This window comes from Gordonia gummivorans, assembly GCF_022513585.1.
In the GTDB taxonomy this organism is placed as follows: domain Bacteria; phylum Actinomycetota; class Actinomycetes; order Mycobacteriales; family Mycobacteriaceae; genus Gordonia.
Genome location: NZ_JAKWBF010000028.1, coordinates 12592 through 36503 on the forward strand (window position 1 = coordinate 12592; position 23912 = coordinate 36503).

Here is a 23912-nt window from a genome sequence, read left to right on the forward strand (position 1 = left end):
ACCGCTGCCTGAGGTGCGACGAGCGCTAGCGAGGAGCCTCGAAGGCCCTGGTGACGGTCCCGGCTTGCTCGCCCAATTGCTTTGTCTCACCAGCCCTTCGAGGCTCTCGGCTAGCGCCTCGAGCACCTCAGGGAGCGGAAGGGCGGCGGCGCTGTGCGCCTCGAGCCGGCCGGGTAGGCGATGCGCTCACCTCGGCGCGGCGGTCAGTCCCGGCATCACGTACCGGTCGAGATAGCCGCAAACCTGCGCACCGTCGTCGATGTCGACGGTGTCGCCGGGCATTGTGCCCAGGCTGATGAGTACGCGCGCAACCCATTCCGACACCTCGGCGAGGTCGTGATCGGGATGGATCTCGCCGCGCTGCTGTGCGGCATCGACGTAGCTGCGCCAGAAGATCGCGAGATCGGGTACCAGACCGCTGATTCCGGCGCCGGCGCACGCGGCGAACTCCTCGGGTTCATCGGTCCGCAGGCGCATGAGCAGGGCGCCGGGGTCGTCGTAGGCGCCGCGGCCGATGCGGACGCCGGCAGCCAACTGCGCGGAGAGCGAGTCGATGGAGTCCAACTCGCTGCGTGCACCGGACCAAAAGGATTCGTTGAGGCGCACGATCGCAGCGCCGATCATGGCCGGTTTGTCCGGATAGTGACGATAAAGCCACGCGCGGGAGACGCCGGCCACTTCGGCCACCTGCTGCATCGTCGTCGCACGAATTCCTTTGTCGGCCAGCAATTTCTCGGTGGCCGCCAGGAGACGCTCGGACACGGTCTCCGTCGATGTGTCGGTCACGTCCCCTCCGCCCTCGTCGTATTCGGCATGACGGCACTCTAACAAACCCAATAGACAGTTTCTCGAATCTGTATACAACGATGCGCGACTGGTGTAGACACAATGGAAATAGTGTCTACACAGAGAATCTATACCGACAGGGGATGGGTATGTACCGACCCACGACGGCGATCATCGGCGCCGGGATCAGCGGTTTGACCGCAGGAAAGATGTTGAACGACTACGGCGTGCCGTACACCTGCTTCGACAGTTCCGACCGGATTGGCGGCAACTGGGCGTTCGGTAACCCCAACGGGCACAGCAGTGCCTACCGCTCGCTGCACATCGACACCTCCAAGCATCAGCTGTCGTTCCGCGACTTCCCGATGCCCGACGAGTTCCCGGACTTCCCGCACCACACCCAGATCAAGCAGTACCTCGACTCCTACGCCGAAGCGTTCGGCCTGCTCGAGCGCATCGAGTTCACCAACGGCATCGTGCACGCCGAGCGTCTCGGCGGCGGGGGATGGGAACTGGAAACCCAACGCGGCGAACGACGACGGTTCGATCTGCTCGTCGTCGCCAACGGCCATCACTGGGACCCTCGATACCCGAGCTTCCCCGGTGAGTTCTCCGGCACAACACTGCACGCCCACCATTACATCGATCCGCGCACCCCGCTCGAGTTCTCCGGCAAGCGAATCCTGGTGGTGGGCTTGGGAAATAGCGCAGCCGACATCGCCGTCGAACTGTCGTCGAAGGCGCTCGACAACGAGCTGACGCTGTCGACGCGCTCGGGTGCGTGGATCGTACCGAAGTACTTCGCGGGAAAACCCGCCGACAAGTACTACAAGCTGTCGCCGCACATCCCGACCTCGTGGCAGCGCAAGTTCATGCAGGTGATGCAGCCGATGACGGCCGGACGCCCCGAGGACTACGGGCTGCCGACACCGAATCACAAGTTCTTCGAAGCACATCCGACGCAATCGGTGGAGTTGCCGCTGCGGCTCGGGTCCGGCGACATCGTCGCCAAGCCCGACATCGGCCGGCTCGACGGCCCGACCGTCCACTTCGAGGACGGCACCTCGAGTGACTTCGACATCATCATCTACGCAACGGGTTACAACATCACCTTCCCGTTCTTCGACCCCGATTTCATCAGCGCACCCGACAACCGGATCGACCTGTACAAGCGAATGTTCCATCCCGGCATCGACGATCTGATCTTTGCCGGATTTGCACAGGCGGTTCCGACGCTGTTCCCGTTCGTGGAGTGTCAGTCCCGGCTCATCGGCGCCTACGCGGTGGGTCGCTATCGGCTGCCCTCGGTCGACGAGATGCACGCGACGATAGAGGCCGACACCCAGTACTACACCGGCCACATGCTCGACCGGCCACGTCACACCCAGCAACTCGACTACTCGCTCTACGAATACAACATGCGCACCAAGGAATTGCCTGCGGGGCTCGACCGCGCGCTCAGCAGCGGGCCACCCACGTGGGCGCATGTCGATGCGCCGACCGGTGAACTCGCGGTCGCGGCAGGAGGGGCCGAGAAGTGACCAGCCGACACGACACCACCTTTCTCTCGCAGGGAACCACCTGCGCCGCATGGTTTTTCCCGGGGCCGGACACCTCCGGCTTCGACACCGGCAACGGGCGCCCCGTGGTGGTCATGGCCCACGGATTCGCCGGCACCAAGGACTCCGGACTCGAACCGTTTGCCCGACGACTCGCCGACGCCGGGCTCGCGGTGTTCGCCTTCGACTACCGCGGCTTCGGTGCCTCGGACGGCGAACCGCGACAGCGTATCTCGATGTCCGGTCAGGCCGAGGACTACCGCGCGGCGATCGCGGCTGCCAAGGAGAAGCCGGGCGTCGACCGCAACCGGGTGATCCTCTGGGGCCTGTCGCAGTCTGGCGGGCACGCGCTGATCGTCGCCGCCGACCGGGACGACGTCGCGGCGGTGATCTCACTCGTGCCGCTCGTCAATGGCGTTGCGGCCGGACGACATGCTTATCCGCAGGTCGGCGCAGCTTCGATGGTGCGCTCTACGGCCTTGGGTGTGCGCAGCGCCCTGGCCGGCAAGGTCGGCCGCGAGCCGACGATGATGGCGGTGGTCGGGAAGCCCGGCGAGCGGGCCGCACTCACCGCGGACGGCTACTACGAGAGCTACACTTCCATCGCCGGGCCTACCTGGCGCAATGAGGTCGACGCGTCGGTCGGGTTGGAACTGGGCAGTTTTCGTGCCGACAAGGCCGCCGAGAGGATTACCGCTCCGGTTCTCATGCAGATCGCCGACCACGATCGCGGTGTACCTCCGCAGGCTGCCGCGTCGGCCGCGTTCAAGGCACACGCTGAGGTGCGTCACTACCCGTGCGACCACTTCGACATCTTCGCCGGCCACGAATGGTTCGAACCGGCCGTCAAGCACCAGATCTCGTTCCTGACAAGGCATCTTGCACAAACCGAGACAGCGGAGGCGACCCGATGAGCGGCGCGATCGTCGTCGGCGGCGCGTCCGGGATCGGGCTGGCGAGCGCGAAGGTGCTTGCTGCTGAGGGGTTTACGGTTTCTGTCGCCGACGTCAACGCCGATGCCGCCCGTGCCGCCGCCGCCTCCATCGGTGGTACCGCGATAACCATGGACGTCACCGACGAAGACTCCGTGGCCGACGGCTTCGGCAAGCTCGACGACCTACGCGTCGTCGTCAGCTGTGCAGGGCTCTCGCTGCCCGGTGCCATCGCCGAACTCGGGCTCGAACAGTGGCAGACCACCATCGACGTCTGCCTCACCGGATCGTTCCTGGTACTCAAGCACGCCGCACAGCACATCGTCGACGGCGGTTCCGTCGTGGTGATCTCGTCGCTGAACGCGCGGCAGCCCGGTGCGGGCATGGCCGGCTACTGCGCGGCAAAGGCCGGCGTCACCACCCTCGTCGAGGTGGCTGCCCTGGAGTTCGCTCCGCGCGGCATCCGCGTCAACGCGATCGCGCCGGGCTTCATCGATACCCCACTGACGGCCGGTGTCGCACTCGTCCCGGGGTTGCTCGGCGAATACATCGAGAACACGCCCCTCGGGCGCGGCGGCCGGCCCGAGGAGATCGCCGACATGGTGGCCTTCCTGGCGTCGGACAAGGCCGCCTGGATCACCGGTGCGGCCTTCGACGTCAACGGCGGCGCTCACCTGCGGCGATACCCCGACGTGCTGGGGAAGGTGCGGGCCATGATGGCGCCGAGCGGCTGACGCCTTCTCGCGGCGGGCATGGAGGAGTAGCCTATCCGGAGTGAGTACCTCCGCATCTCCTGTCGGTCCCGATCCGCGCCGCTGGAAGGCACTGGTCTTCATCTGTCTGGCGCAATTGATGGTGGTGCTCGACGGCACCGTCGTGCAGATCGCCCTTCCCGACGCCAAAGTCGACCTCGGCATCAACACCGCCAATCAGCAGTGGGTGATCACCGCCTACGCGCTGGCCTTCGGTGGCCTGCTGCTCCTCGGCGGCCGCATCGCCGACATGTGGGGCCGCCGTCGGGCACTGATGGTCGGACTCGTCGGTTTCGCGTTCGCCTCCGCGCTGGGAGGCGCTGCGGTCAACGAGGCGATGCTGTTCGGCGCAAGAGCGTTGCAAGGTGCGTTCGGCGCATTGTTGGCGCCCGCGGCCCTGTCGTTGCTGACGGTCATGTTCACCTCTCCCCAGGAGCGTGCGCGTGCATTCGGCATCTTCGGCGCGATCGCCGGCGGTGGGGCGGCAGTCGGCCTGCTTCTGGGTGGACTGCTGACGCAAGTCCTCGACTGGCGCTGGACCATGTACATCAACGTGGTGTTCGCGGCGATCGCACTGTTCGGCGCGATCTTGGAGATCAAGGAACCCGCCCGCGCGGAAACGACTACGTCGGGGCTCGACATCCTCGGCGTGATCCTGGGCGGTGGCGGTCTGGCGCTCGTCGTGTACGGATTCAGCCGTGCCGCCGAAGAGGGGTGGGGCGATACCGGCACCATCATCTGCCTGGTCGCCGCGGTGGTGTTGCTGGTGGCCTTCGTCGTCTGGCAGTCACGCTGCCGGAATCCGTTGCTGCCCTTGCGTATCGTCGCCGACCGCGCCCGCGGCGGCGCCTACCTCACCGTCGGGCTATCGGTGATCGCGATGTTCGGATCCTTCCTGTACCTGACGCTGTACATGCAGGTGGTCCACCACTATTCGCCACTGAGTGCGGGTGTGGCCTTCCTGCCGATGGTGCTGGGCATGCTGATCGGTTCGACGCAGATCGCGGCACGCCTGATCACGCGTGTGCCGCCCCGATTCCTCGTCGTGCCGGGCGCCTCACTGGCCGCACTCGGGATGCTGCTGCTCAGCCAGATCTCGGCGGATTCGACGCGCTATTGGAGTGTGGTGTTTCCCGCGCTGCTCCTCATCGGCATGGGGATGGGCACGGTGTTCATGACCTCGATCAACCTGGCCACCTACGGTGTCGAGCCACACGACGCGGGCGTCGCGTCGGCGATGGTCAACACCTCGCAGCAGGTCGGCGGTGCGATCGGTACGGCGCTGCTGAACACCATCGCAGCGACCGCGGCCGCCGCCTACGTCACCGACCACATGGCGTCGGTGCACGATCAGGCCGGCGCGATGGCGCTGCAGGCGAAGGCGCTCGTCCACGGCGAGAGCACCGGCTTCTACGTCGCGGCAGGGATTCTCGCCGGTGTGGCGGTGGTGGCCGGACTGTTGATCAACGTTCGTACGCCCATCGGTGCCGCGCACGAGACCGAGCTCGCTGCCGCCCCTCCGGCCTGAAGTCAGTTATGCGGCAGCGGCTTTCCGACGTCACCACTGTCGCGGCGCAGGACTCGCAGTGAACCTTCGACGCGGATCTCGGTGAACTGCCCGGTCTCGAGCGCCTGACAGTAGATCTCGTATGGCGGACGGCCACCGTCGGCGGGGTCGGGAAAGACGTCGTGGATCAGCAGGCAGCCACCGACCCGCACCCAGGGCGCCCAGCCGTCGAGGTCGTTCTGCGCGGCCTCCATGCTGTGTCCGCCGTCAATGAACACGAAGTCGGCAGGTAAACCCCAGATGCGCGAGGCCACCGTGGACGGCGCGAGCACGCCGATGACCGTCTTCTCGAGGTCCGCGTCGAACATGGTGCGACGGAATCGGGCCGAGGTGTCCAGGGTGCCGGTGTGCGGGTCGACGAGGTCGGGGTCGTGGTACTCCCAGCCCGGCTGGTGTTCCTCGGATCCACGGTGATGGTCGACGGTGACGATCGTGGCGCGCAGCGGTTGCGCCGCAGCACCGAGGAACACAGTGGACTTTCCGCAGTAGGTGCCGATCTCGATGCCCAAGCCGACCGAATCCGGCTGCGCCAGAATCTCTTCGGCGATCTCGTACAGCGTCGTCGCCTCATCGATAGGCATGAATCCGGGTGCGGCTTCGGCGGCCGCGAGTCGCTGCGGGGTGAGCCCGGGGGATGTCTCTACGTGCGATGAGGTCATGGCGCCGATCCTATCGAACAGCAGTGGTGCGCCTCACACCACTGGCTCGATGCCAAGTAGGGTTGGGGCATGAAAGCTCAAGTTCTCACCGCCGAGATCGGGCCCGAAGGCCTCGAACTGACCGATCTTCCCGACCCGACACCCGCCGACGGGCAGGTCCTCGTCGACATCAAGTCGTGCGGAATCTGCTTCCCCGACCTGCTCATGAGTCAGGGGAAGTACCAGATGAAGGCGCCGTTGCCGTTCACTCCGGGCACCGAGGTCGCCGGTGTGGTGCGTACCGCACCTGACGGTGCATCGGTGAAGCCGGGCGACAAGGTACTCGTCGCGTCGTTCATCGGTGGGTTCGCCGAGCAGGTCGTCGCCGCGCCCGAGCAACTTCTGCCGCTGCCCGAGGGTCTCTCCTTCGATCAGGGTGCCGCCATGGGCATCAACTATCAGACCGCGATCTTCGCGCTCAAGACGCGCGCCAAGGTGGAGCCGGGCGAGGTCGTCGGCGTTCTCGGCGCCGCGGGCGGTGTCGGTACCGCGTCGATCCTGGTCGCGAAAGCCCTGGGCGCCAAGGTGATCGCCATCGTGCACCGCAAGGGTGCCGAGCAGCTCCTGCGCGACGCGGGCGCCGACGAGGTGGTGCAACTCGAAGAGGGCTGGGGCAAGAAGCTGAAAGAGATCGTCCCCCAGGGCGTCGACGTGATGATCGACCCGTCGGGCGGCGAGGTGTTCGACGAGGCGCTGCGTCAGGTCGCGCCCGACGGCCGGTACGTGGTCATCGGATTCGCCGCGGGCGGCATCCCGACCGTCAAGCTCAACCGGGTGCTGTTCCGCAACATCGCGGTCGTCGGGGCGGCCTGGGGCGAGTACATCCGCACCCATCCCGGCCTGCCCGCCGAACTGCACGACGAACTCGCGCAGATGATTGCCGACGGCCTGAACCCGATGGTCAACGCGACCTACTCGCTCGACCAGCTGCCGCAGGCGTTGACTGATCTCGCCGAAGGGCGGATCCTGGGGAAAGCGGTCGTCAAGATCGCCGACTGATACGGAAGGTCTTTGCCATGTGCCGCAACATCACCGAGCTTCGGGGCCTGGAGCCACCGGCCACCGAGGACGAGATCGAGGCCGCCGCGCGGCAGTACGTCCGCAAGGTCAGCGGCATGCGGCATCCCTCGGCGGCGAACGTAGAGGCATTCGAGGCGGCGGTGGTTGCGGTCACTGCCGCCACCAGGGCGCTGCTCGACGTCCTACCGGAGCGGCGTCAGCCACCGAAGACGGTCCCACCGCTGCGTCGCCCCGAGGTGCAGGCCCGGATCGCGGCGCGCGGCTGACGCGCACAACATTAGCCGACTAAATTAGTGTGCTAATGTAGTCGGTATGGACCTTGCCTACGAACTATTCGACCTGGTTCGAACCCTGGACCGGGCCGCCGATCGGGTACTGAGAACCCAGGGTCTGAGCTGGAACCGCTATCTTGCCCTGGTCGTGCTGTCTGAGCACGAGGGGCTGACGGTACGCATGCTCGCCGGCGCCATCGGAATCAGCGAACCCTCGACAAGCAACCTGGTTCGAAAACTGGTCGATGCAGGCTTCATCGACAACTCGGCCCCTGCGGGCGCGGGCAACGTACGACATCTGACGGTCACCCCAACGGGGATCGTCAAGAAGAATGTGTGTTCCAAGCTGCTCGGTGATTCCCTCGATGACAACGCAATTCGCATCGGGATCGACCCGGGTGAACTCGCCGGCACCATCCGAAGGTTGCACGACGAGGTGCGCGCACCAGCAGCGTCCGCTGCGGAGGGGGCACATCGATGACGAGTGGTCCTGACGACGAGCAGGCGACGATCGCACGTCTGCGCTCGAAGCATCCTGCCCGCAAGGGAGTCGTGTTCAACGTCCTCGTCACGGTGGTCGAGGTCGGCGGAGCAATCCTCCTGTTCCGACTCGCCCGTGGCGCGGGCGCGAGCGATCTGGTCGCCTACCTGGTCGGTGCCATCGCGCCGATCATCGGCGGTCTGGCCGTCTGGGTGCGGTCCCGAAGACTCAACGGTGCCTCCGCTGCCATCCTGGCCTTTGCGCTCCTGTCTGCACTGATCGCCTTCGTCGGCAGCACGGCGCCGAAGATGTTGCTGTACAAGGACTGTGTCCTCACCGCGTTGATCGGCTTGATCTTCCTCGGCTCGTGCGTGCTGGCCAAACCGGTGATGTTCTACTTCTCGCAGCGCTACGGAACCGACGGCACAGCCGAGGGTATGCACGTCTTTGATCTGATGTGGGCCGATTACCCTAGGTTCCGGCACGGGATCTACGCCATGTCCTTCGTGTGGGCGGGGGTGTACCTTGCACAGGCGGCAATCACGGCGGTCATCATCTCGCGCAACACCTTCGATGCCGCGTACACCTGGAATCAGATCCTTCCCTTCGTCGCGACCGTAATCGCTGTCGCCGCGACGGTGCGGATCGCGCGCTGGATGCGCTCCGCGGGAGAGGATCTCGCGGCTGCGTGATCAGGTGCGCCCGGCCATCTGGGCACGGATCGCCGCATTATCGGCACCCAGATCGGCTGCGGCGAGGAACTCTCGACGCGGCGGTCTCGGCGTCGACACCTCGGGAGTGGTCGTCGGCTTCTCCACCACGCCGAGTCCCGCGTAGGTGGCAGCGACCTGCGACAGTGCGGTGTCGATCAGCAGCCCGCCGCCGCGCGCCAGCGATTCGGCTACTGTCGCTGCGGCTTCCAGGCCGGTCAACGGGTCGGCGATGGCGTCTCCGACGAACACGGGCCCGGTCGGGGTCTGCGCCGTGAGTCCACCCGCAACTGCTGCGTCGTCGCCGAAGCCTACCCAGTCCGCGCCCGACCCGGAGCTTCCATGGGCGGTGAGGCGCACCCACACCTGTCCGGGGCGTGCGGGTAGTTGGTCAGAGGCGAGCCCGTGCCGCTGCAGGGCGCGTGGTCGTGATGCCTCGACGACGACGTCGGCAGTTGATAGCAGCCGGGCAACGTTGTCCTTATCATCGTGCAGATCGACTGCGTAGGAGAGCTTTCCGCCGTTCATCCAATCGAAGAAGTCGCGGTTCCCGCGCCGTGCGCCGTCGGGTCGAGACCGGCTTTCGACCTTCACCACCGTCGCGCCGGCGCGCGCGAGCAGGTGCGTGCACAAGGGGCCGGCCCAGAGCGACGACAGGTCGGCGACGAGGAGATCGGAGAGTTCTCGAGGATCGGTTGCGGTGCCGCGGGATTCGACAGTCGGTGGGCGGGGATCGGCCTCCCCGGGAATCGCGGCGGCCAGGCCGAGGAGGCGTGCCCGCGACACCACGTCTGCGGCGGGCAATTGTTGTGCAGCACGTTCGACGCACGTCCACGGATCGTCGTCGGGCATCTCGCCGGACAGGAGTGCCGGGACGAGGTCGACGTCGTCGGGGCGGGCGAGCGACAAGGCGAACCATCCGTCGGCCGCGCGAATCAATCGTGTTGCGCCACCGGCGGAAATACGTCCGTTCCTGGTATGTCCAGTGAGGCCGGCTCGGCCACTGAGGAATTCGCCGGCATCAAGGTCGGTCAGAACGTCTCGGTTGTCGGTGGCCGTGACGAATCTGTCCAAAACCTCTCGGGCGCGGTGCAATACGGGAGCACGCGACAGGTCCGGGAGACCGTCGGAATGCCCGGTGAGGGTGGCGAGCCCGGACGTGGCCCAGTCGTCGACGATCATCGCACCTCCTTGTGCCGCACGACTCCTATCCTACGGGCACTCAACTCGGCCGGGCGGCGTCGAACTGGCGTAGTTGCGGCTGGGTCGTGACGATGTGCGCCGTCGCCCGATCACTCACGCAGACGTACTGATGGGGGACATCGGCCGGGTAGCGAACGAAGTCGCCCGCGGAGACGGCGACGGCGTCGCCGACCGGACCGAGCTCGAGGCGCCCGTCGATGACGAAGACATGGTGCAGGGTGCCCGGCGAATGTGCTGCTATCACGGTCGGTTCCGACGATCCACGGGCGAAATGCACGACGAGGGTTCGGACGTAGCCGGTTCCGTAGACCTCGTCGAGGACGCGCTCGGAACGGTCATGATCGGCTGACCACGTCGCGTCGGCCGCGCGTTGCACGAACACCGGCGTGCCCCACTCGGTGAGAAGGCGCCGTGCCGGAACATCCAGCGCCGTCCCGATCAGCATCAGTGTTTCCACCGTGGGATTTCCCGTGCCCTGCTCGATCTTCGACACCGTCTGCTTGGACAGCCCCGATTGCCGGGCCAGCGCACCCAGGGTCAGACCGCGCTCGGTTCGGAATCGGCGCACATTTCTGGCGACCATCCGATTGGCCTCGGCAACCCTGGTGTCCGTCACTTATAAGAGACTACCGTCATTCTTGACAGACATGTTGGGTGCGCTGAATGATGATCGACACGACGTCGGCGAGCGCGCCGGGGATGAAGGGGTGGGGCTCAGTGTCGAGATCCGTTATGTCGCAATTACTTCAGACGAGTTCTCGGCTGCTGGCCGTGATCGCGCTGACCGCTGTTCTCGGGTTGATCGTGCCGGGGTTGGCGCGTGCCGACCGGCCGCTCACACCTCCGGCCCAGCCGGTGCACGGGCTCGGGGCCAACGGGCCATGCGCCACGTCGACCAAGATCTACCCCAATCCGCACGACGTGACGCACAAGATCACCATCTACAGCCCTGTCGGCCGGGGCGCCACGCCGCTCGTGGGCGGCCATTGCAGTGGTGTGAAGCGGCCGGTCGTCGTCGTGGTCCACGGGTTGCTCGCCGGCATCGACGACCAACTCCTCGGTAGCAGCCTCCTGTACGCGGACCTGATCAAACACTTCGTGAGCACCGGAAACGTCGTCGTCTTCGCGAGCTGGCCGACCAACCCCTACGACTTCTCGCACTCACTCCCGCGGGAGGATGCCGCCCTGGTGGCCGCGAAAGCCCTTGCCCCGCGCGGTGACTTCAGACGCCTGGGCATCGTGGGGCATTCGATGGGCGGTGGTGCGGTCCCGTATCTCGCTCAGCGAGCCGTGGCCAGAGGCTGGGGATCGTCGGCGTTGTGGCTGTTCCAACTCGCGCCCGCATTCGCCACGAATGTCGGCACCGGCCCGATCGTCCTGCCGGCGCGCACCCGCATCGTCGTCGAGAACTACGACCACGACAACATCCTCGACGCCCGACTCGGCATCGAGCAGTTCGGCGCCTACACGGTGCCGGCCATCCACAAGCGACATATATTGGTGCGCAGCGATGTTCGCGGACCGCTGCAACGTCTCGACGCCACTCACCTGTCACCCAACACGCTGCTCGCGCCCAACGACGCCATCCGCTTCTTCGGCATCTACCGGGTGGGCGACGCCCTGCAATCGTGCACGCTGACCGGACGGCACTGTGACGCCGACCTGAGCTACATGGGGAGATGGAGCGACGGCCGACCGGTCACCCCGGCGGTGTCCTCGGTGAATCCGGTTGACGCGGGTCCGCCCGCCGAGGCATTCGGTGCTCTCGGACTCCATGGCGAATGCGAGACGCGGGCGAACCCGCGCGCGTCGCTGTGCCCGCCGAGTCGGTAGATTCGAGGTGATGGGTGCGGATGTGGTGATTACAGGAGCCGATCTCGGTGTCGGCCGCCCGCAGCAGATCCGCGTCTCGTCCGATCCAGTCTCCACCATAGTTGCGATCGACGATCGGATCGAGATGGCAGGGGCGGAGGTTGTCGACGCAGGCGGCCACGCAGTGTTACCCGCATTCACCGATCACCACCTCCATCTCGCGGCGATGGCACGTGCGGGCGAATCCGTTCGCTGCGGGCCACCCGATGTTGTTGATCGAACCCAACTGGCCTGGGCCATCGCGAACACACCAGCCGATGCCGACGAGTGGATACGCGGCACCGGCTATGCCGAGACGGTCGCCGGTGACCTCGACCGCTCCGAACTCGACACGCTCGAGCCGCACCGCCCCTTGCGAATTCAGCACCGCAGCGGGGCGATGTGAATGCTCAACAGTGTGGCCGTCGAGCGCGTGGGTCTCGAATCAGGGGAACACCCGGGAATTGAGCGAGACGCCACCGGTCGTGCCACCGGGCGGCTCTGGCGGGCCGACGACTGGTTGCGTTCACACCTTCCGCAACCGAGGTTTCCGTCGCTCGTCGACGTGGGAACACGACTGCGCGCGTACGGCATTGCCGAGATCACCGACGCAACGCCCGACCTCGACGACACGGCGATCGCCGCACTCCTTGATGCAGTGGATGATTCGACGTTGATCGGCACGGTCTGCCTGCTTGGCGTTCCGCTGGGACGAAACATCGACCATCCCCGAGTCTCCGTGGGCCCGTACAAGATCGTCATCGCCGACTCGGATCTTCCCTCACTCGACGACCTGGCCGAGCGGATCGCCGCCGCCCACCAAGCCGGTCGGTCCGTTGCCGTGCACTGCGTGAGCCGGGTGGCGTTCGCCTTGCTCCTGGCGGCCTGGGACCTCGTCGGAGTGCGGGCGGGCGATCGCATCGAGCACGCCGGAGTCGTTCCGGCCGAAGCGTGCGCCGACCTGGCACGACGCGGAGTCATCGTCGTCACGCAGCCCGCTTTCCTGTCGGATCGAGGCGACGACTTTCTCGACGGTAGTGAGGTGTCTGATCATGTCGACCTGTACCGGTGCGGCTCGCTCATCAACGCCGTTGTGCCGGTGGCACTGTCCAGCGCGCGCCCTACGGGCCACTCTCTCCGTGGGAAGCCGTGGGGGCGGCCGTCGAACGGCGCACCGCGTCCGGGCGAGTGGTCGGCGACGACGACGAACGAATCTCGGTGCTCGACGCGCTGAGCCGACACGTTACTCCCGCAAACGATCCCGGCGGTGCGCCGCGTCGGATCGCGGTCGGCGAATCGAGCGATCTCATCATCGCCGACCGGCCGTTGGCCGAGGTTCTCGAATTGCCGGGCGATGTGCGGACTTTCGGCTCGGTCATCGGCGGCGTTGTCTCGATCTTTCGCTGAGGTGACATTGTCGTCTCGCCAGCCCTTCGAGGCTCCTCGCTGCGCTCGTCGCACCTCAGGGAGCGGGAGGGGCTGAGGGAGCCGGGGGCATCAGGAGCGTTCCTCAACCAGCGCGCGGATCAAGCGTCGAGGCCGAAAAGACGAGCAGCGTTGTCATGCAGGACGGCGCGCACCCAATCGTCGCCGAGGTCGAGGCGAGTGATCGCTTCGAGGGCGTGAACGTAGCCGTAGGGGATGTTGGGGAAGTCGCTGCCGAACAGGATCTTGTCGCGAAGGTCGAGAAGCCGCGGCCGCAACTCGCGCGGAAACGGCGCACCCTCCTCGGCGAAGTCGGTGAACGACATCGTCGTGTCGAGGCGGACATTGTCGAAACGCAGTGCCAGATCCACGAATTCGGTGTACTCGGGAGTGCCCATGTGGGCGACGATCAACGGCAGCGACGGAAAGCGGTGCAGCAGTTTCTCGATGGGTTCGGGTCCGGTGAACGTTCCGGGCGCAGGACCGGATCCGCAGTGGATGATGACCGGGACGCGCGAGTCGGCGATCTGCGACCACACACCGTCGAGCAGCGAGTCGAGCACAGTGAAGTCGCCGACTTGGATGTGGCACTTGAAGACTCGCACGCCGGACTGTATCGCCCGCGAGACATACTGCGTCGCGGACTCTTCCGGATAGAACGTCGCGGTGTGCAGGCAATCGGGGTGATGGGCGGCAAAATCGGCCGCCCAACCGTTGAGCCACTCGGCCATGTCGGGCTTGTGCGGATACACCAGGGACGAGTACGCCCGAACCCCGAAGCCCTGCATAGTGGCGACCCGGACGTCCTCGTCGGCCCGGTAGGTGATCGGCCACTCGCGGCCGACGAGTGGACCCACCGAGTCGAAGTAGGCCCACACCTTGTCCATGACGGCGCGCGGCATGAAATGGGTGTGCACGTCGACGATGCCTGGTAGACCGAGCGCCTGCCAGATCGCGCGAACACCTTCGGTCTCCGCGTTGCTGAACGGCGTTGGGTCAGTCACGATGCAGCCTCCTCTCGGCGTAGGCGAGGATGGCCTCCAGGGTGAAGTCGAAGGTGGTGTCCTCCACATCCTCGATGCGATGGCCCTTTGCGGCAAGCGAATTCAACAGGGGCACAGATGCGCTCTCGTCCACGGTGCCTGTCGGGAGCCCGCCGTCGTAGGTGGCGAAGATGCCCTGATGTGCGACCATTGCCGCTCCGCACACATGTGCCAGAAGTGACAGGTAGATTTCCAGGGCATCCTCGGCGCTGAAGCCGACGCCCACCATGGCGCCGATCATCGAGTCGAGTTTGTCTGCAGTGGCCTGCATGGACGAGTGATCGACCGGTCGGGGATAGGGTCGCAACAGGGTGAGTTCGATCAGTACGGGCTGTTCCCGGAAGGCCTCGCGCATCCGTCGAAAGTGGCGGCGGAGTGCATCTTTCCAATCCGTGGCGCCGACGAAGGGTGTCGCGGCATGGTATTCGTCGTTCGCGCGGTCGGCCATCGCGTCGAGGAGGTCTTCCTTCTTGCGGAAGTACCAGTAGATGCTCGTCACGCCGACACCGAGATGTTTGGCGAGCATGGGCATACTGAATCCGCTCAGCGACTTCTCGTTGGCGACGTCAAAAGCGCCCGCGATGATCTCGTCCGGTGAGATAGACCCGCGAGCCCGCCGCGTCCCAGACGACGTCTTCTGCGCCATTGCCTTCTGCGCCATTCCCCGAACGTACACGCACAACCACGTCTCCGACACGACGGTCGAAGGGGTATCGACTCGAATCCGACGAATCGCCTCACATGCGCCCATCACTCGCGCTACCTTGCTCCCAGAACGCATACCGTGAGCCTTACAGTAACGGCTTCGGGGTAGCTTCTCGGCTGGTCACAGGGGGAAACCGCCGCGAGAGTGTCATCCGTAGGAAGGGACCACATTGACCACACCATCACGCCTGCGCCGCGCACTGCGGTCTGCGGGGATTCTCGGGGCCGCGAGCCTGCTGGCCATCGGCGGAATCACCGCCTGCGCGGATGACAGCAGTTCCGACGACACCAGTTCGGCCGGCTCGACGACAGCCCTGCCGAGCAACCCGGCGACCGGCGATCCGATCAAGATCGGATTCATCGCCCCCGAGGGCGGGGTGGTGACCTTGCCGATGGTCCGCGAAGGCGGCGAGGCGGCGGCGTCGTACCTGAACAACAACGGCGGCGGCATCGGTGGGCACAAGATCGACCTGGTGGTGTGCAAGCAACAGGAGGAGCCCGCGTCGGCCACCAACTGCGCCAACCAGATGGTCGAGCAGAAGGTCGCCGCCGTGGTGACCCCGCTGGGTGCGCAGGGTGCCGTGATGCTGCCCATCATCGCCGGCGCGGGGATTCCCTACATCGCCCAGGCGCCGGTCTCGCAGGTCGAAATGGTCTCGCCCGGTTCGTACATGCTCACCGGCGGCATCGTGGCGGTTCTCATGGGTGAGGCCGCGACGGCCGCACGTGACGGTGTGAAGAAGGTGACCGTGTTCATCGGTGACAGCGGTGACGCCGCGGCCTCGGTGAAGGCATTGGGAACCCCGATGTTCCAGCGTGCGGGTGTCGAACTCGACGTGGTCACGATCCCCGCCAGCGCCGCCGATCCGACACCCCAGATCACCGCTGCCATGGCCGGAAAGCCCGGTGCGGTGACCATTCTCGGCGATACGCGGCAGTGCATCAGCACTCTCAAGGCCTTGCAGACAGCCGCGCCGACGGTGAAGAAGTACCTTATCGCGAGCTGCATCGACAAGCCTGTCATCGACGCTGTCGGTGCGTCGGCGGTCTCCGGCGCCAAGGCGTTCACTACCGTCAACACCTCGTCGGAGGACCCGACGGTCGTGCTCTATCGGTCGGTGATGGCCCAATACGCACCCAACACCGATCCGGCCGGTCTCGCCTACCTCGGGTATCAGGTCATCGCATCGCTCGGCGAGGTGGGCAAGTCGCTGACCGGGCCGGTCACCCCGCAGTCGTTTGCCGCGGCCTTGTCATCGGCGACCAACGTGCCCCTGCCCGCCGCGCCGGGACTGACCTTCACCTGCAACGGAACGGCGATGCCGCAACTGAAAGCGCTGTGCAGCAAGGCGATTCTGGTGAGTGACGTCAACGACGACGTCAAGCTCATCAACACCAGCGTCGTCAACAACTGAGGTCGTAGGTCATCGGATGACCGATCATGTGGCCTTCTTGGCTCTGGGGTTGGGCAACGGCGCCGTGTATGCGGCGCTGGGGCTCGCCCTGGTCATGACCTTCAAGAGCTCTGGAGTCGTCAACTTCGCGACCGGTGCGGTGGCGCTGTATGCCGCCTACACCTATGCGTTCGCGCGTCAGGGTGAACTGCTCAACCCCATACCCGGCTTGCCCGCGCGCATCGACCTCGGTGGAAAACTGGGTGTCGGACCGGCGCTCATCCTCTCCGTGGTGATTGCGTCGCTACTCGGAGTTCTGCTGTATCTCATAGTGTTTCGTCCGATGCGGTCGGCGCCGGTGCTGGCCAAGGCCGTCGCGTCGATCGGGCTGATGCTGGTCATCCAGGCGTTGCTCGCGCTCCGCGTGGGGGTCGACACTCCCACGGTGGGTGCGATCTTCAAACCCGACGTGATCGAGATCGGCGACGCGGCAGTACCCACCGACCGGATCTGGCTGGCGGCCGTCATCGTCGGACTCGCGGTCTGTGCCGGTCTCGTATTGCGTTACACGCGATTCGGAATGGCCACCGAAGCCTCCGCGGAGTCGGAGAAGGGCGCGCTGCTCACCGGGCTGTCGCCGGACCGGATAGCGGTGAGCAACTGGGCACTGTCGTCGGGCACGGCGGCGATCGGCGGCGTGGTGATCGCCCCGATCGTCCCGCTCAATCCCGTGGCCTACTCGATGTTCATCGTGCCGGCATTGGCGGCGGCGCTCGTGGGCAATTTTGCGAGCATCGCCATCACCGTCGGCGCAGGCCTGGTGATCGGCATGCTGCAAGCGGAGGCGACCAACCTGCAGTCGCTGGTGGACTGGTTCCCCGATGCTGGTCTGGCCGAGGCTATCCCGCTGATACTCATCGTGGTCTTTCTCCTCGTGCGCGGACAACCGCTGCCCGGCCGGGGAGCGGTGGTCAACCAAGAACTGGGCCGGTCGCCGCGACCGCGACATCTGCTGGTGTCCACCGGAATCGGCGTCGTGATCGGCCTGATCGCCCTCCTCAGCACATCGGGCAGTGCCCGGCTGGCCGTGATCCTGTCGATCATCTTCGCCGTCATCGCGCTCTCGCAGGTGGTGGTCACCGGCTACGCAGGGCAGGTGTCACTGGCGCAGTTGACTCTTGCTGGTGTCGGCGCCTACTCGTTGAGCCGACTGACCGTCGACATGGGTGTCCCGTTTCCGTTTGCGCCCCTGCTGGCCGCACTGGCGGCGGCGGTCGTCGGCGTCGTCATCGGACTACCGGCGTTGCGTGTGCGCGGGCTTCCGCTGATGGTGGCCACGTTGGCGCTCGCAGTGTTTCTCGAGGCGTTCTGGTTTCGCAATCCGAGCCTCAACGGCGGTCTGCAGGGAGCGCCGGTCGACGCGCCGTCGATTTTCGGCTCGGATCTGGGAATCGGTGCGGGAGTTGGCTACCCGCGTCTCGCGTTCGGAATCGTGTGTCTCGCGGTGCTGACGATCTGTGCGGTTGCGGTGGCGATGCTGCGACGCAGCGGTCATGGTGCGTCGATGCTTGCGGTCCGTGCCAACGAGCGATCGGCGGCGGCCGCCGGCATCAACGTCGGCCTCACCAAGCTCGTGGCGTTCGCAGCCGCTGCCTTCCTCGCCGGACTCGGCGGTGCGCTGCTCGCCTATCAGCAGACCTTGGCGACAGCCGGCAGCTATGCGGTGTTCGCCGGACTCGGACTGTTCGCGGTGTTCTACGTCGCCGGTGTGACGTCGGTGTCCGGCGCGTTGCTCGCCGGTCTCCTCGCGCCCGGCGGGGTGCTGTATTTCATGTCGGATCGCTTCGGGAGTTTCGGCGACTATTACCTGCTGGTAAGTGGAATCCTGTTGGTGGTCAACGTCATCACCAGTCCCGACGGATTGGTCGGCCATCTCGGTCGTATCCCGTTGGGTCGCTTCGCGCGTCGCCCGGCAGTCACGGTGGACGAGACGTCGTCGGCCGAGGCGATCGCACCGGCGGCGACCGGTGCGTCTGCGGGCGACGTGGTTCTGGCAGTCCAGGATGTGGCTGTCCGCTACGGCCAGGTCGCCGCGCTCACCGATGTGACCTTCGACGTTCGGCAAGGCGAGATCGTCGGATTGATCGGACCGAACGGTGCCGGCAAGACCACTTTGATGGACGCCATCGGCGGATTTGTACGGTGCACCGGCCGAATCACTCTGAACGGCACTGACATCGGTGGCCTGCCCGCCTTCCGTCGGAGTCGATCTGGTCTGGGCCGAACCTTCCAGGACATCGAACTCTACGACGAACTGACCGTCGCCGAGAACCTGATGGCCGGTGCGACCGGCGACATCGACGCCACGGTGACTTCCGTGTTGCGGCTCCTCGATATCGAGGACCTCGCCGACACCGCTGCTTCCGACCTCTCGCAAGGCCAGCGCCAGCTGGTGTCGGTGGCCCGCGTGCTCGCCCGCCGACCCGAGGTCGCCTTGCTCGACGAGCCCGCTGCCGGCCTCGACACCACCGAGAGTGCCTGGCTCGGTGAACGACTACAGGCCGCGCGTGCGGCGGGCATCACGATGTTGCTCGTCGACCACGACATGGATCTGGTGCTCAACATCTGCGACCGTGTGGTGGTCCTGGACCTGGGCAGGGTGATCGCCACAGGTACACCCGACCAGATCAGGCAGGACGCCAACGTGATTCGCGCGTACCTGGGCACACCGGCCGGTGCCGGAGACGGTGAACCCGAAACGGCGGCCGATACCCAGAAGGAGATGACGCGATGACCGCCGCACTCGAATGCCATGGCCTCGACGCCGGATATGCGCGTTCCTCACCGTGTGTGCGCGGGCTCGACCTCGCCGTCGAGCGTGGCGAGGTGGTGGCTCTCATCGGGCCCAACGGGGCCGGAAAGACAACATTGTTGACGACACTCGCCGGGCTGCTACCGCGGCTGGGCGGCACGGTCGTGGTCGGCGGCACCGAGCTGGGCTCCGGGTCGACGCGGGCCGCAGTACGCGCGGGACTGGTACTCGTGCCCGACGACCGGTCATTGTTTCGGCGGCTCACGACCGTGCAGAATCTCCGCCTGGCCACTCGTCGTCACGGGCACACCGAGGCGATCGAGCAGGTGCTGGAATACTTTCCGGCCTTGCGTAACCGTCTCAAGGTCGACGCCGGACAGCTCTCCGGCGGTGAACAACAGATGCTGGCCATCGGGCGTGCCCTGCTGCAACGCCCCAAGGTGCTGCTGATCGACGAACTCAGTATGGGTTTGGCGCCGGTGGTCGTGGAGTCGATTCTGCCCGTGCTACGGGAAGTCGCCGCGTCCGACGGCACGGCCATCGTGCTCGTGGAACAGCATGTACGCCTTGCCCTCGAGGTCGCCGACCGTGGAATCGTACTGGTGCACGGCGAGATTCGCCTTGAAGACAGTGCAGCAGCGCTCGCGTCGGACGTCGGACGGATCGAGAGAACCTATTTGGGCGAATCTGTCGCGGCCGGGTGAGTCAAGGGGTCCACGGATCGATTGTCGCGACTCCCATCGGTGCGAAATCGGCCGTGTTCCTCGTCACCATCGTCAAATCGTGAGCGACTGCGGTCGCAGCAATCAAGGCGTCTCGCTCTGGCCGCGGGTCGGGCACGTGTAGATGCGCAGCGCGCCGTGCCACCGGCACGTCAACTGACAGGATTCGTCCGTCGAAAACCTTGAGGACGTCATCGTCCAACCATCGTCGGAGGCGGTCGGCTTGCGGTCCGTCGCGTCGGCTGACTCGCGCGATTCCCACTTCGATTTCGAGAACGGTGACGACCGACAGATACAGATCCGTCGGGACGCGCGCTGCGACCCATGTTCGCACTGCGGGATCTGCTCGACTCCGAGGCTTTCGAAGCTCGCTGATGACGTTCGTGTCGAGCAGGTAACTCATAGTTCGGGCGTCCGCAAGGTGATCTCGACGGGCTCGAACTCAATGTCCAAGTCATCGTCCATGCTCAGCCGCGCGACGAGATCCAGGTCCCGGTCGCCGAGACGTCTGTACTCCTCAATCGACAGCAGAACGAATGCGGGCTCACCGCGGTCGGTGATCACCACCGGCCCATCGGCTGCTTTGCGTTTGGCCGCACTCACGTCGCGGTTGAACTCGCGAGCAGACATCGTAGCCATCGGACCTCCTAATGTAGGTACGTACCTACATTAGGAGGTCCGATGGCCTGGCACAACCAGTTTCAGCCCTTCTTCGCGCGGGGCATGGTGCCGTTCCAGGTCTTCGGCACGATGAAGACCCCGTCGGCCTCCACGGTCACCCCGTTGGCGTCCGACAGCGTGCCGTGCACGATCTTCTTGCGGCCGTCGCGCTCGGTGATCCACGACTGCGCGACGAGTTCGCCCAGCGGCGTCGGTCGCAGGTAACGCATGGTGATGGTGCCGGTGTAGCAGGGCACCTTGTCGGCACTGGCTCCCTCGCCGAGTACGTGGTCGAGGATCATCGCGCACACGCCGCCGTGCACGTGCCCGGGCGGACCCTCGTAGGCCGCGCCGAGCGTGAAAGTACTGCGCACGCCCTCGGGTTCCAGCTCGGTGACGATCGGCGGGGCGATCGCGTTGCGCAGACCGATCACCGCATTGCCCCACGGCATGCCGGTGAACTCGCGTGTGTAGCGCACCCCGTACGGACCGTCGATCTGATCGGTCTGCAGCTCGGCGACCACCTCGGCGATCCGTTGCCGGGCGTCGGCGATGACGTCGTCGGAGACCTGAGTGCGGATGACGGCGTCCACCAACTCGCGCACCGTGTCGGCAAGCGGCGCATACACCTCGCGTCGACGCTGAACTTCGTCTTCGGAGATGTCTTCCAGGGTGAATTCCACGATTCGGGGCTCCCAGCTGCGATGTGTGGCCTTCGTTACCTTCGGTGGCCACAGAAACTAGAACGTGTTCTAATTAGACACTAGAACAGGTTCTCATTTTGCCCGAACCGTGAACCCCGACCATACATGTGCGGGGATTCGCGTCTACCGGCAGACAGAGTTGTCAGGAGCATCATGGACGACACGATCGACCTCACCGCACGCGACGAGACCTGGGTGGGGCGGGTACTGCCCGTCCTGCGCATGGTCGCCAAGACCTACTTCCGCTCGGAAGTCCGGGGCATGGACAAGGTGCCCGACGGCGGCGTTCTGCTCGTGTCCAACCACTCGGGCGGGCTGATGGCCTTCGACGTGCCGGTGATCGCCGTCGCCTTCGCCGATGAGTTCGGCGAGCAGCGGCCCCTGTACACCCTCGCCCACGACCTGGTGTTCACCGGATTCGGCAAGCAGATCTTCGGCAAGGTCGGATTCCTTCCGGCGCACCCGCGCAACGCCGTGCAGGCGCTGCGGGCCGGGGCCGCCACCATCGTGTTCCCCGGCGGTGACTGGGAGGCGATGCGACCGACCACCCAGAGCGCGACCATCGATTTCAAGGGCCGTACCGGGTACGTGCGAACGGCGATCGAGGCCGGCGTGCCGATAGTCCCCATCGTCACGCTCGGTGGACAGGAGACGCAGCTCTTCATCAATCGCGGTGACGGACTCGCGAAGTTCCTGCGCATCGATCGGCTGCTCCGCATCAAGAGCGCACCCCTCGGGCTCGGATTCCCGTTCGGCATCACCCCCGGATTCCCGCCCAACGTTCCACTGCCCGCCAAACTCGTCACCGAAGTCCTCGACCCGATCGACATCACCGCCGAATTCGGTACCAACCCGGAGATCGCCGACGTCGACGAGATGGTGCGCAAACGCATGCAGCACGCCCTCGACGACCTGGCCCGCCGGCGCCGGTTCCCGGTCATCGGTTGAGGGAAGGGGAGACTCATGAAGAACCTTCGCGAACGTGTGGCCCACCTCGTCTGGCTCGTCCGCACCCTGATCACCAGCGGTTTCCTCGGTACCGCCCGCCTCGACCGCTACATGAAGATGGGCCTGGCCATGCGCCGACACGGTGGCGCCTCACCGGTCAGCGGAATCGGCCTGGCCGCGGCACGCGCACCGCACGCCGTCGCCCTGATCGACGAGGCCGGCAGCCTCACCTGGCGTGAGCTCGACGACCGGTCCGACGCACTGGCCGCCGCCATCGCAGATCTGCCCGGCCGTCCGGTGTCGACTGTGGCAATCATGTGCCGCAACCATCGCGGTCTCATCGAATCGTTGGCCGCCACCTCGCGACTCGGCCTCGACGCGGTACTGCTCAACACCGGTTTCGCCGCGCCGCAGCTCGCCGACGTGCTGATCCGCGAGAACGTCGACCTGGTGATCGCCGACGACGAGTTCGACGACCTCATCGACCATGCGCTGCAACGCAATCCGCAGCTGCGACACGTGCACGCGTGGGTCGAGGAGGCGGGTTCGGCGCTCGATACCCTCGACTCGCTCATCGCCGCACACCTCGGCCGGCGCGCGGCACGTCCCGCCCGGGCGGGACGTATCGTGCTGCTCACCTCCGGGACCACCGGTACCCCCAAGGGTGCGCGCCGCGGCGGTTCGACCGACATAGGTTCGCTGGCCGCGATGCTCGATCGCATCCCGTGGCGCTCGGGTGAGGCCACCGTGATTGCCGCCCCGATCTTCCACGCGTGGGGCTTTGGGCAGGTGGCGATCTCGGCGACGATGACCTGCACGATGATCATGCGACGCCGCTTCGATCCGGAGGCGACCCTGGATCTGGTCCGCGAGCACGGTGCGACCGGTCTCGCGGTGGTGCCGGTGATGCTCGAACGCATCATGGACCTTCCCGACGACGTCCTCGACGCACATCCGATGCCGACGCTGCGGTTCGCCACGGCCAGCGGGTCACGGATGCGTCCAGATGCGTTGCTGGCCTTCATGGATCGCTTCGGCGACGTCGTCTACAACAGCTACAACGCCACCGAGGCAGGGCTGATCAGTACGGCCACCCCGCAGGATCTGCGCGTCGCACCCGACACCGCCGGACGAGCACTCGTGGGCACCAGCGTCCGCATCCTCGACGACGACGACCGCGAGCTCCCCGTCGGCGAAATCGGCAAGATCGTCGTCGCCAGCAGCTCGGGCTTCGACGGCTACACGTCGGCCGACGTGAACAAGGCATTTGCCGACGGGCACATGGTGTCCGGCGACCTCGGCCGACTCGACGGGAGTGGACTGCTGTTCGTCGTCGGCCGCGACGACGACATGATCGTCTCCGGTGGCGAAAACGTCTATCCCCTTGAGGTGGAGCAGATTCTCGGTGCGCATCAGGGTGTGCGTGAGGTCGCCGTGATCGGGGTCGACGACGCCACGTTCGGGCAGCGGCTCGTCGCCTACGTCGTGCGTGCGCCCCGGACCCTGGTCGGAGCCGAACAACTGCGCGACCACGTCCGTGCCGAACTGGCGGGATTCAAGGTGCCGCGCGAAGTCCACTTCATCGACGAGTTGCCGCGGAACGCCACGGGGAAGGTCGTGACGCGCGAGCTCCTCGACGACGCCGGTGTTGAACGGAAGGTGAGCTGA

26 protein-coding genes are annotated in these 23912 nt (G+C 65.9%); 17 read left to right on the top strand and 9 right to left on the bottom strand.

All coding sequences use genetic code 11. From position 1 onward, the window contains the following. Positions 1-186: 186 nt before the first annotated feature. Positions 187-786 (bottom strand): TetR/AcrR family transcriptional regulator, encoded by a 600-nt coding sequence (locus MKW15_RS18500; RefSeq protein ID WP_240860711.1) that lies wholly within the window; start codon positions 784-786, stop codon positions 187-189. 149 nt (positions 787-935) lie between these two features. Between MKW15_RS18500 and MKW15_RS18505 the strand changes: the two genes are divergently transcribed. Genes MKW15_RS18505 through MKW15_RS18520 form a run of 4 tightly spaced genes read left to right on the top strand, consistent with a single transcriptional unit; the run spans position 936 to position 5557 of the window. Beyond that, positions 936-2327: a flavin-containing monooxygenase gene (locus MKW15_RS18505; protein WP_240860795.1), complete on the top strand. Its 1392-nt coding sequence runs from the start codon at positions 936-938 to the stop codon at positions 2325-2327. Further along, the gene (locus MKW15_RS18510) at positions 2324-3259 is read left to right on the top strand and encodes an alpha/beta hydrolase (RefSeq protein WP_240860713.1); all 936 of its coding nucleotides are present in this window, start codon (positions 2324-2326) and stop codon (positions 3257-3259) included. The genes MKW15_RS18505 and MKW15_RS18510 overlap by 4 nt, the downstream gene beginning before the upstream one ends. Then, positions 3256-4011 carry an SDR family NAD(P)-dependent oxidoreductase gene (locus MKW15_RS18515; RefSeq protein ID WP_240860715.1) on the top strand — a complete coding sequence of 252 codons (756 nt, stop codon included), beginning with the start codon at positions 3256-3258 and terminating at the stop codon, positions 4009-4011. Before MKW15_RS18510 ends, MKW15_RS18515 begins: the two co-directional genes overlap by 4 nt. 40 nt (positions 4012-4051) lie before the next feature. Further along, on the top strand, positions 4052-5557 hold the full coding sequence (locus MKW15_RS18520; RefSeq protein ID WP_240860717.1) for an MFS transporter: 1506 nt from the start codon (positions 4052-4054) through the stop codon (positions 5555-5557). A 2-nt stretch (positions 5558-5559) separates the two neighbouring features. On the opposite strand, the gene MKW15_RS18525 is transcribed toward MKW15_RS18520, so the two are convergent. Further along, the gene (locus MKW15_RS18525) at positions 5560-6255 is read right to left on the bottom strand and encodes a class I SAM-dependent methyltransferase (RefSeq protein WP_240860720.1); all 696 of its coding nucleotides are present in this window, start codon (positions 6253-6255) and stop codon (positions 5560-5562) included. A 69-nt stretch (positions 6256-6324) separates the two neighbouring features. Here MKW15_RS18525 and MKW15_RS18530 point away from each other — a divergent pair, with 69 nt between their 5' ends. Genes MKW15_RS18530 through MKW15_RS18545 form a run of 4 tightly spaced genes read left to right on the top strand, consistent with a single transcriptional unit; the run spans position 6325 to position 8759 of the window. Further along, positions 6325-7293, top strand: a complete 969-nt coding sequence (locus tag MKW15_RS18530) for an NADPH:quinone oxidoreductase family protein (protein ID WP_240860723.1) — start codon at positions 6325-6327, stop codon at positions 7291-7293. A gap of 17 nt (positions 7294-7310) precedes the next feature. Next, positions 7311-7580: a DUF2277 domain-containing protein gene (locus MKW15_RS18535; RefSeq protein WP_240860725.1), complete on the top strand. Its 270-nt coding sequence runs from the start codon at positions 7311-7313 to the stop codon at positions 7578-7580. A 46-nt stretch (positions 7581-7626) separates the two neighbouring features. Then, entirely contained in the window at positions 7627-8067 is a 441-nt protein-coding gene (locus MKW15_RS18540; protein WP_240860726.1) for a MarR family winged helix-turn-helix transcriptional regulator, read from the top strand. Continuing rightward, positions 8064-8759, top strand: a complete 696-nt coding sequence (locus MKW15_RS18545) for a VC0807 family protein (RefSeq protein ID WP_240860727.1) — start codon at positions 8064-8066, stop codon at positions 8757-8759. Before MKW15_RS18540 ends, MKW15_RS18545 begins: the two co-directional genes overlap by 4 nt. Here MKW15_RS18545 and MKW15_RS18550 read toward each other — a convergent pair whose 3' ends face one another. Together MKW15_RS18550 and MKW15_RS18555 are read right to left on the bottom strand one after the other, a co-directional pair. Next, positions 8760-9959: a CoA transferase gene (locus MKW15_RS18550; RefSeq protein ID WP_240860728.1), complete on the bottom strand. Its 1200-nt coding sequence runs from the start codon at positions 9957-9959 to the stop codon at positions 8760-8762. 40 nt (positions 9960-9999) lie between these two features. Next, complete coding sequence (locus MKW15_RS18555; RefSeq protein ID WP_240860797.1) at positions 10000-10563, bottom strand: helix-turn-helix domain-containing protein; 564 nt, start codon at positions 10561-10563, stop codon at positions 10000-10002. A 134-nt stretch (positions 10564-10697) separates the two neighbouring features. Between MKW15_RS18555 and MKW15_RS18560 the strand changes: the two genes are divergently transcribed. The 4 genes from MKW15_RS18560 to MKW15_RS18575 are packed head-to-tail and all read left to right on the top strand — an operon-like array spanning position 10698 to position 13238. Then, positions 10698-11813: a hypothetical protein gene (locus MKW15_RS18560; RefSeq protein ID WP_240860729.1), complete on the top strand. Its 1116-nt coding sequence runs from the start codon at positions 10698-10700 to the stop codon at positions 11811-11813. A gap of 10 nt (positions 11814-11823) precedes the next feature. Beyond that, positions 11824-12237, top strand: a complete 414-nt coding sequence (locus MKW15_RS18565) for an amidohydrolase family protein (protein WP_240860730.1) — start codon at positions 11824-11826, stop codon at positions 12235-12237. Then, the gene (locus tag MKW15_RS18570) at positions 12238-13065 is read left to right on the top strand and encodes an amidohydrolase family protein (RefSeq protein ID WP_240860732.1); all 828 of its coding nucleotides are present in this window, start codon (positions 12238-12240) and stop codon (positions 13063-13065) included. Then, complete coding sequence (locus MKW15_RS18575; protein WP_240860733.1) at positions 13050-13238, top strand: hypothetical protein; 189 nt, start codon at positions 13050-13052, stop codon at positions 13236-13238. Before MKW15_RS18570 ends, MKW15_RS18575 begins: the two co-directional genes overlap by 16 nt. A gap of 119 nt (positions 13239-13357) precedes the next feature. On the opposite strand, the gene MKW15_RS18580 is transcribed toward MKW15_RS18575, so the two are convergent. Both MKW15_RS18580 and MKW15_RS18585 read right to left on the bottom strand, forming a co-directional pair. Next, complete coding sequence (locus MKW15_RS18580; RefSeq protein WP_374247453.1) at positions 13358-14329, bottom strand: amidohydrolase family protein; 972 nt, start codon at positions 14327-14329, stop codon at positions 13358-13360. After that, positions 14253-14960, bottom strand: coding sequence for a TetR/AcrR family transcriptional regulator (locus MKW15_RS18585; RefSeq protein WP_240860736.1), 708 nt, complete (start codon positions 14958-14960; stop codon positions 14253-14255). The genes MKW15_RS18580 and MKW15_RS18585 overlap by 77 nt, the downstream gene beginning before the upstream one ends. Positions 14961-15192: 232 nt before the next feature. On the opposite strand from MKW15_RS18585, the gene MKW15_RS18590 reads away from it, so the two are divergent. The 3 genes from MKW15_RS18590 to MKW15_RS18600 are packed head-to-tail and all read left to right on the top strand — an operon-like array spanning position 15193 to position 19914. Continuing rightward, positions 15193-16419 (top strand): ABC transporter substrate-binding protein, encoded by a 1227-nt coding sequence (locus MKW15_RS18590; protein WP_374247457.1) that lies wholly within the window; start codon positions 15193-15195, stop codon positions 16417-16419. 16 nt (positions 16420-16435) lie between these two features. Next, positions 16436-19192 (top strand): branched-chain amino acid ABC transporter permease/ATP-binding protein, encoded by a 2757-nt coding sequence (locus tag MKW15_RS18595; RefSeq protein ID WP_240860738.1) that lies wholly within the window; start codon positions 16436-16438, stop codon positions 19190-19192. Then, positions 19189-19914, top strand: a complete 726-nt coding sequence (locus MKW15_RS18600) for an ATP-binding cassette domain-containing protein (protein ID WP_240860739.1) — start codon at positions 19189-19191, stop codon at positions 19912-19914. Before MKW15_RS18595 ends, MKW15_RS18600 begins: the two co-directional genes overlap by 4 nt. 1 nt (position 19915) lies before the next feature. Here the strand turns inward: MKW15_RS18600 and MKW15_RS18605 are convergent, their stop codons facing one another. The 3 genes from MKW15_RS18605 to MKW15_RS18615 all read right to left on the bottom strand — a co-directional run bounded on the left by MKW15_RS18605 (position 19916) and on the right by MKW15_RS18615 (position 21275). Further along, positions 19916-20335, bottom strand: a complete 420-nt coding sequence (locus tag MKW15_RS18605; protein WP_240860740.1) for a type II toxin-antitoxin system VapC family toxin — start codon at positions 20333-20335, stop codon at positions 19916-19918. Next, positions 20332-20571, bottom strand: coding sequence for a type II toxin-antitoxin system Phd/YefM family antitoxin (locus MKW15_RS18610; protein WP_240860741.1), 240 nt, complete (start codon positions 20569-20571; stop codon positions 20332-20334). Before MKW15_RS18610 ends, MKW15_RS18605 begins: the two co-directional genes overlap by 4 nt. Before the next feature lie 62 nt (positions 20572-20633). Then, positions 20634-21275, bottom strand: coding sequence for a PaaI family thioesterase (locus MKW15_RS18615; protein WP_240860742.1), 642 nt, complete (start codon positions 21273-21275; stop codon positions 20634-20636). 174 nt (positions 21276-21449) lie between these two features. On the opposite strand from MKW15_RS18615, the gene MKW15_RS18620 reads away from it, so the two are divergent. Further along, positions 21450-22244: a lysophospholipid acyltransferase family protein gene (locus tag MKW15_RS18620; RefSeq protein ID WP_276615166.1), complete on the top strand. Its 795-nt coding sequence runs from the start codon at positions 21450-21452 to the stop codon at positions 22242-22244. Positions 22245-22259: 15 nt separating this feature from the next. Further along, positions 22260-23912, top strand: coding sequence for an AMP-binding protein (locus MKW15_RS18625; RefSeq protein WP_240860743.1), 1653 nt, complete (start codon positions 22260-22262; stop codon positions 23910-23912).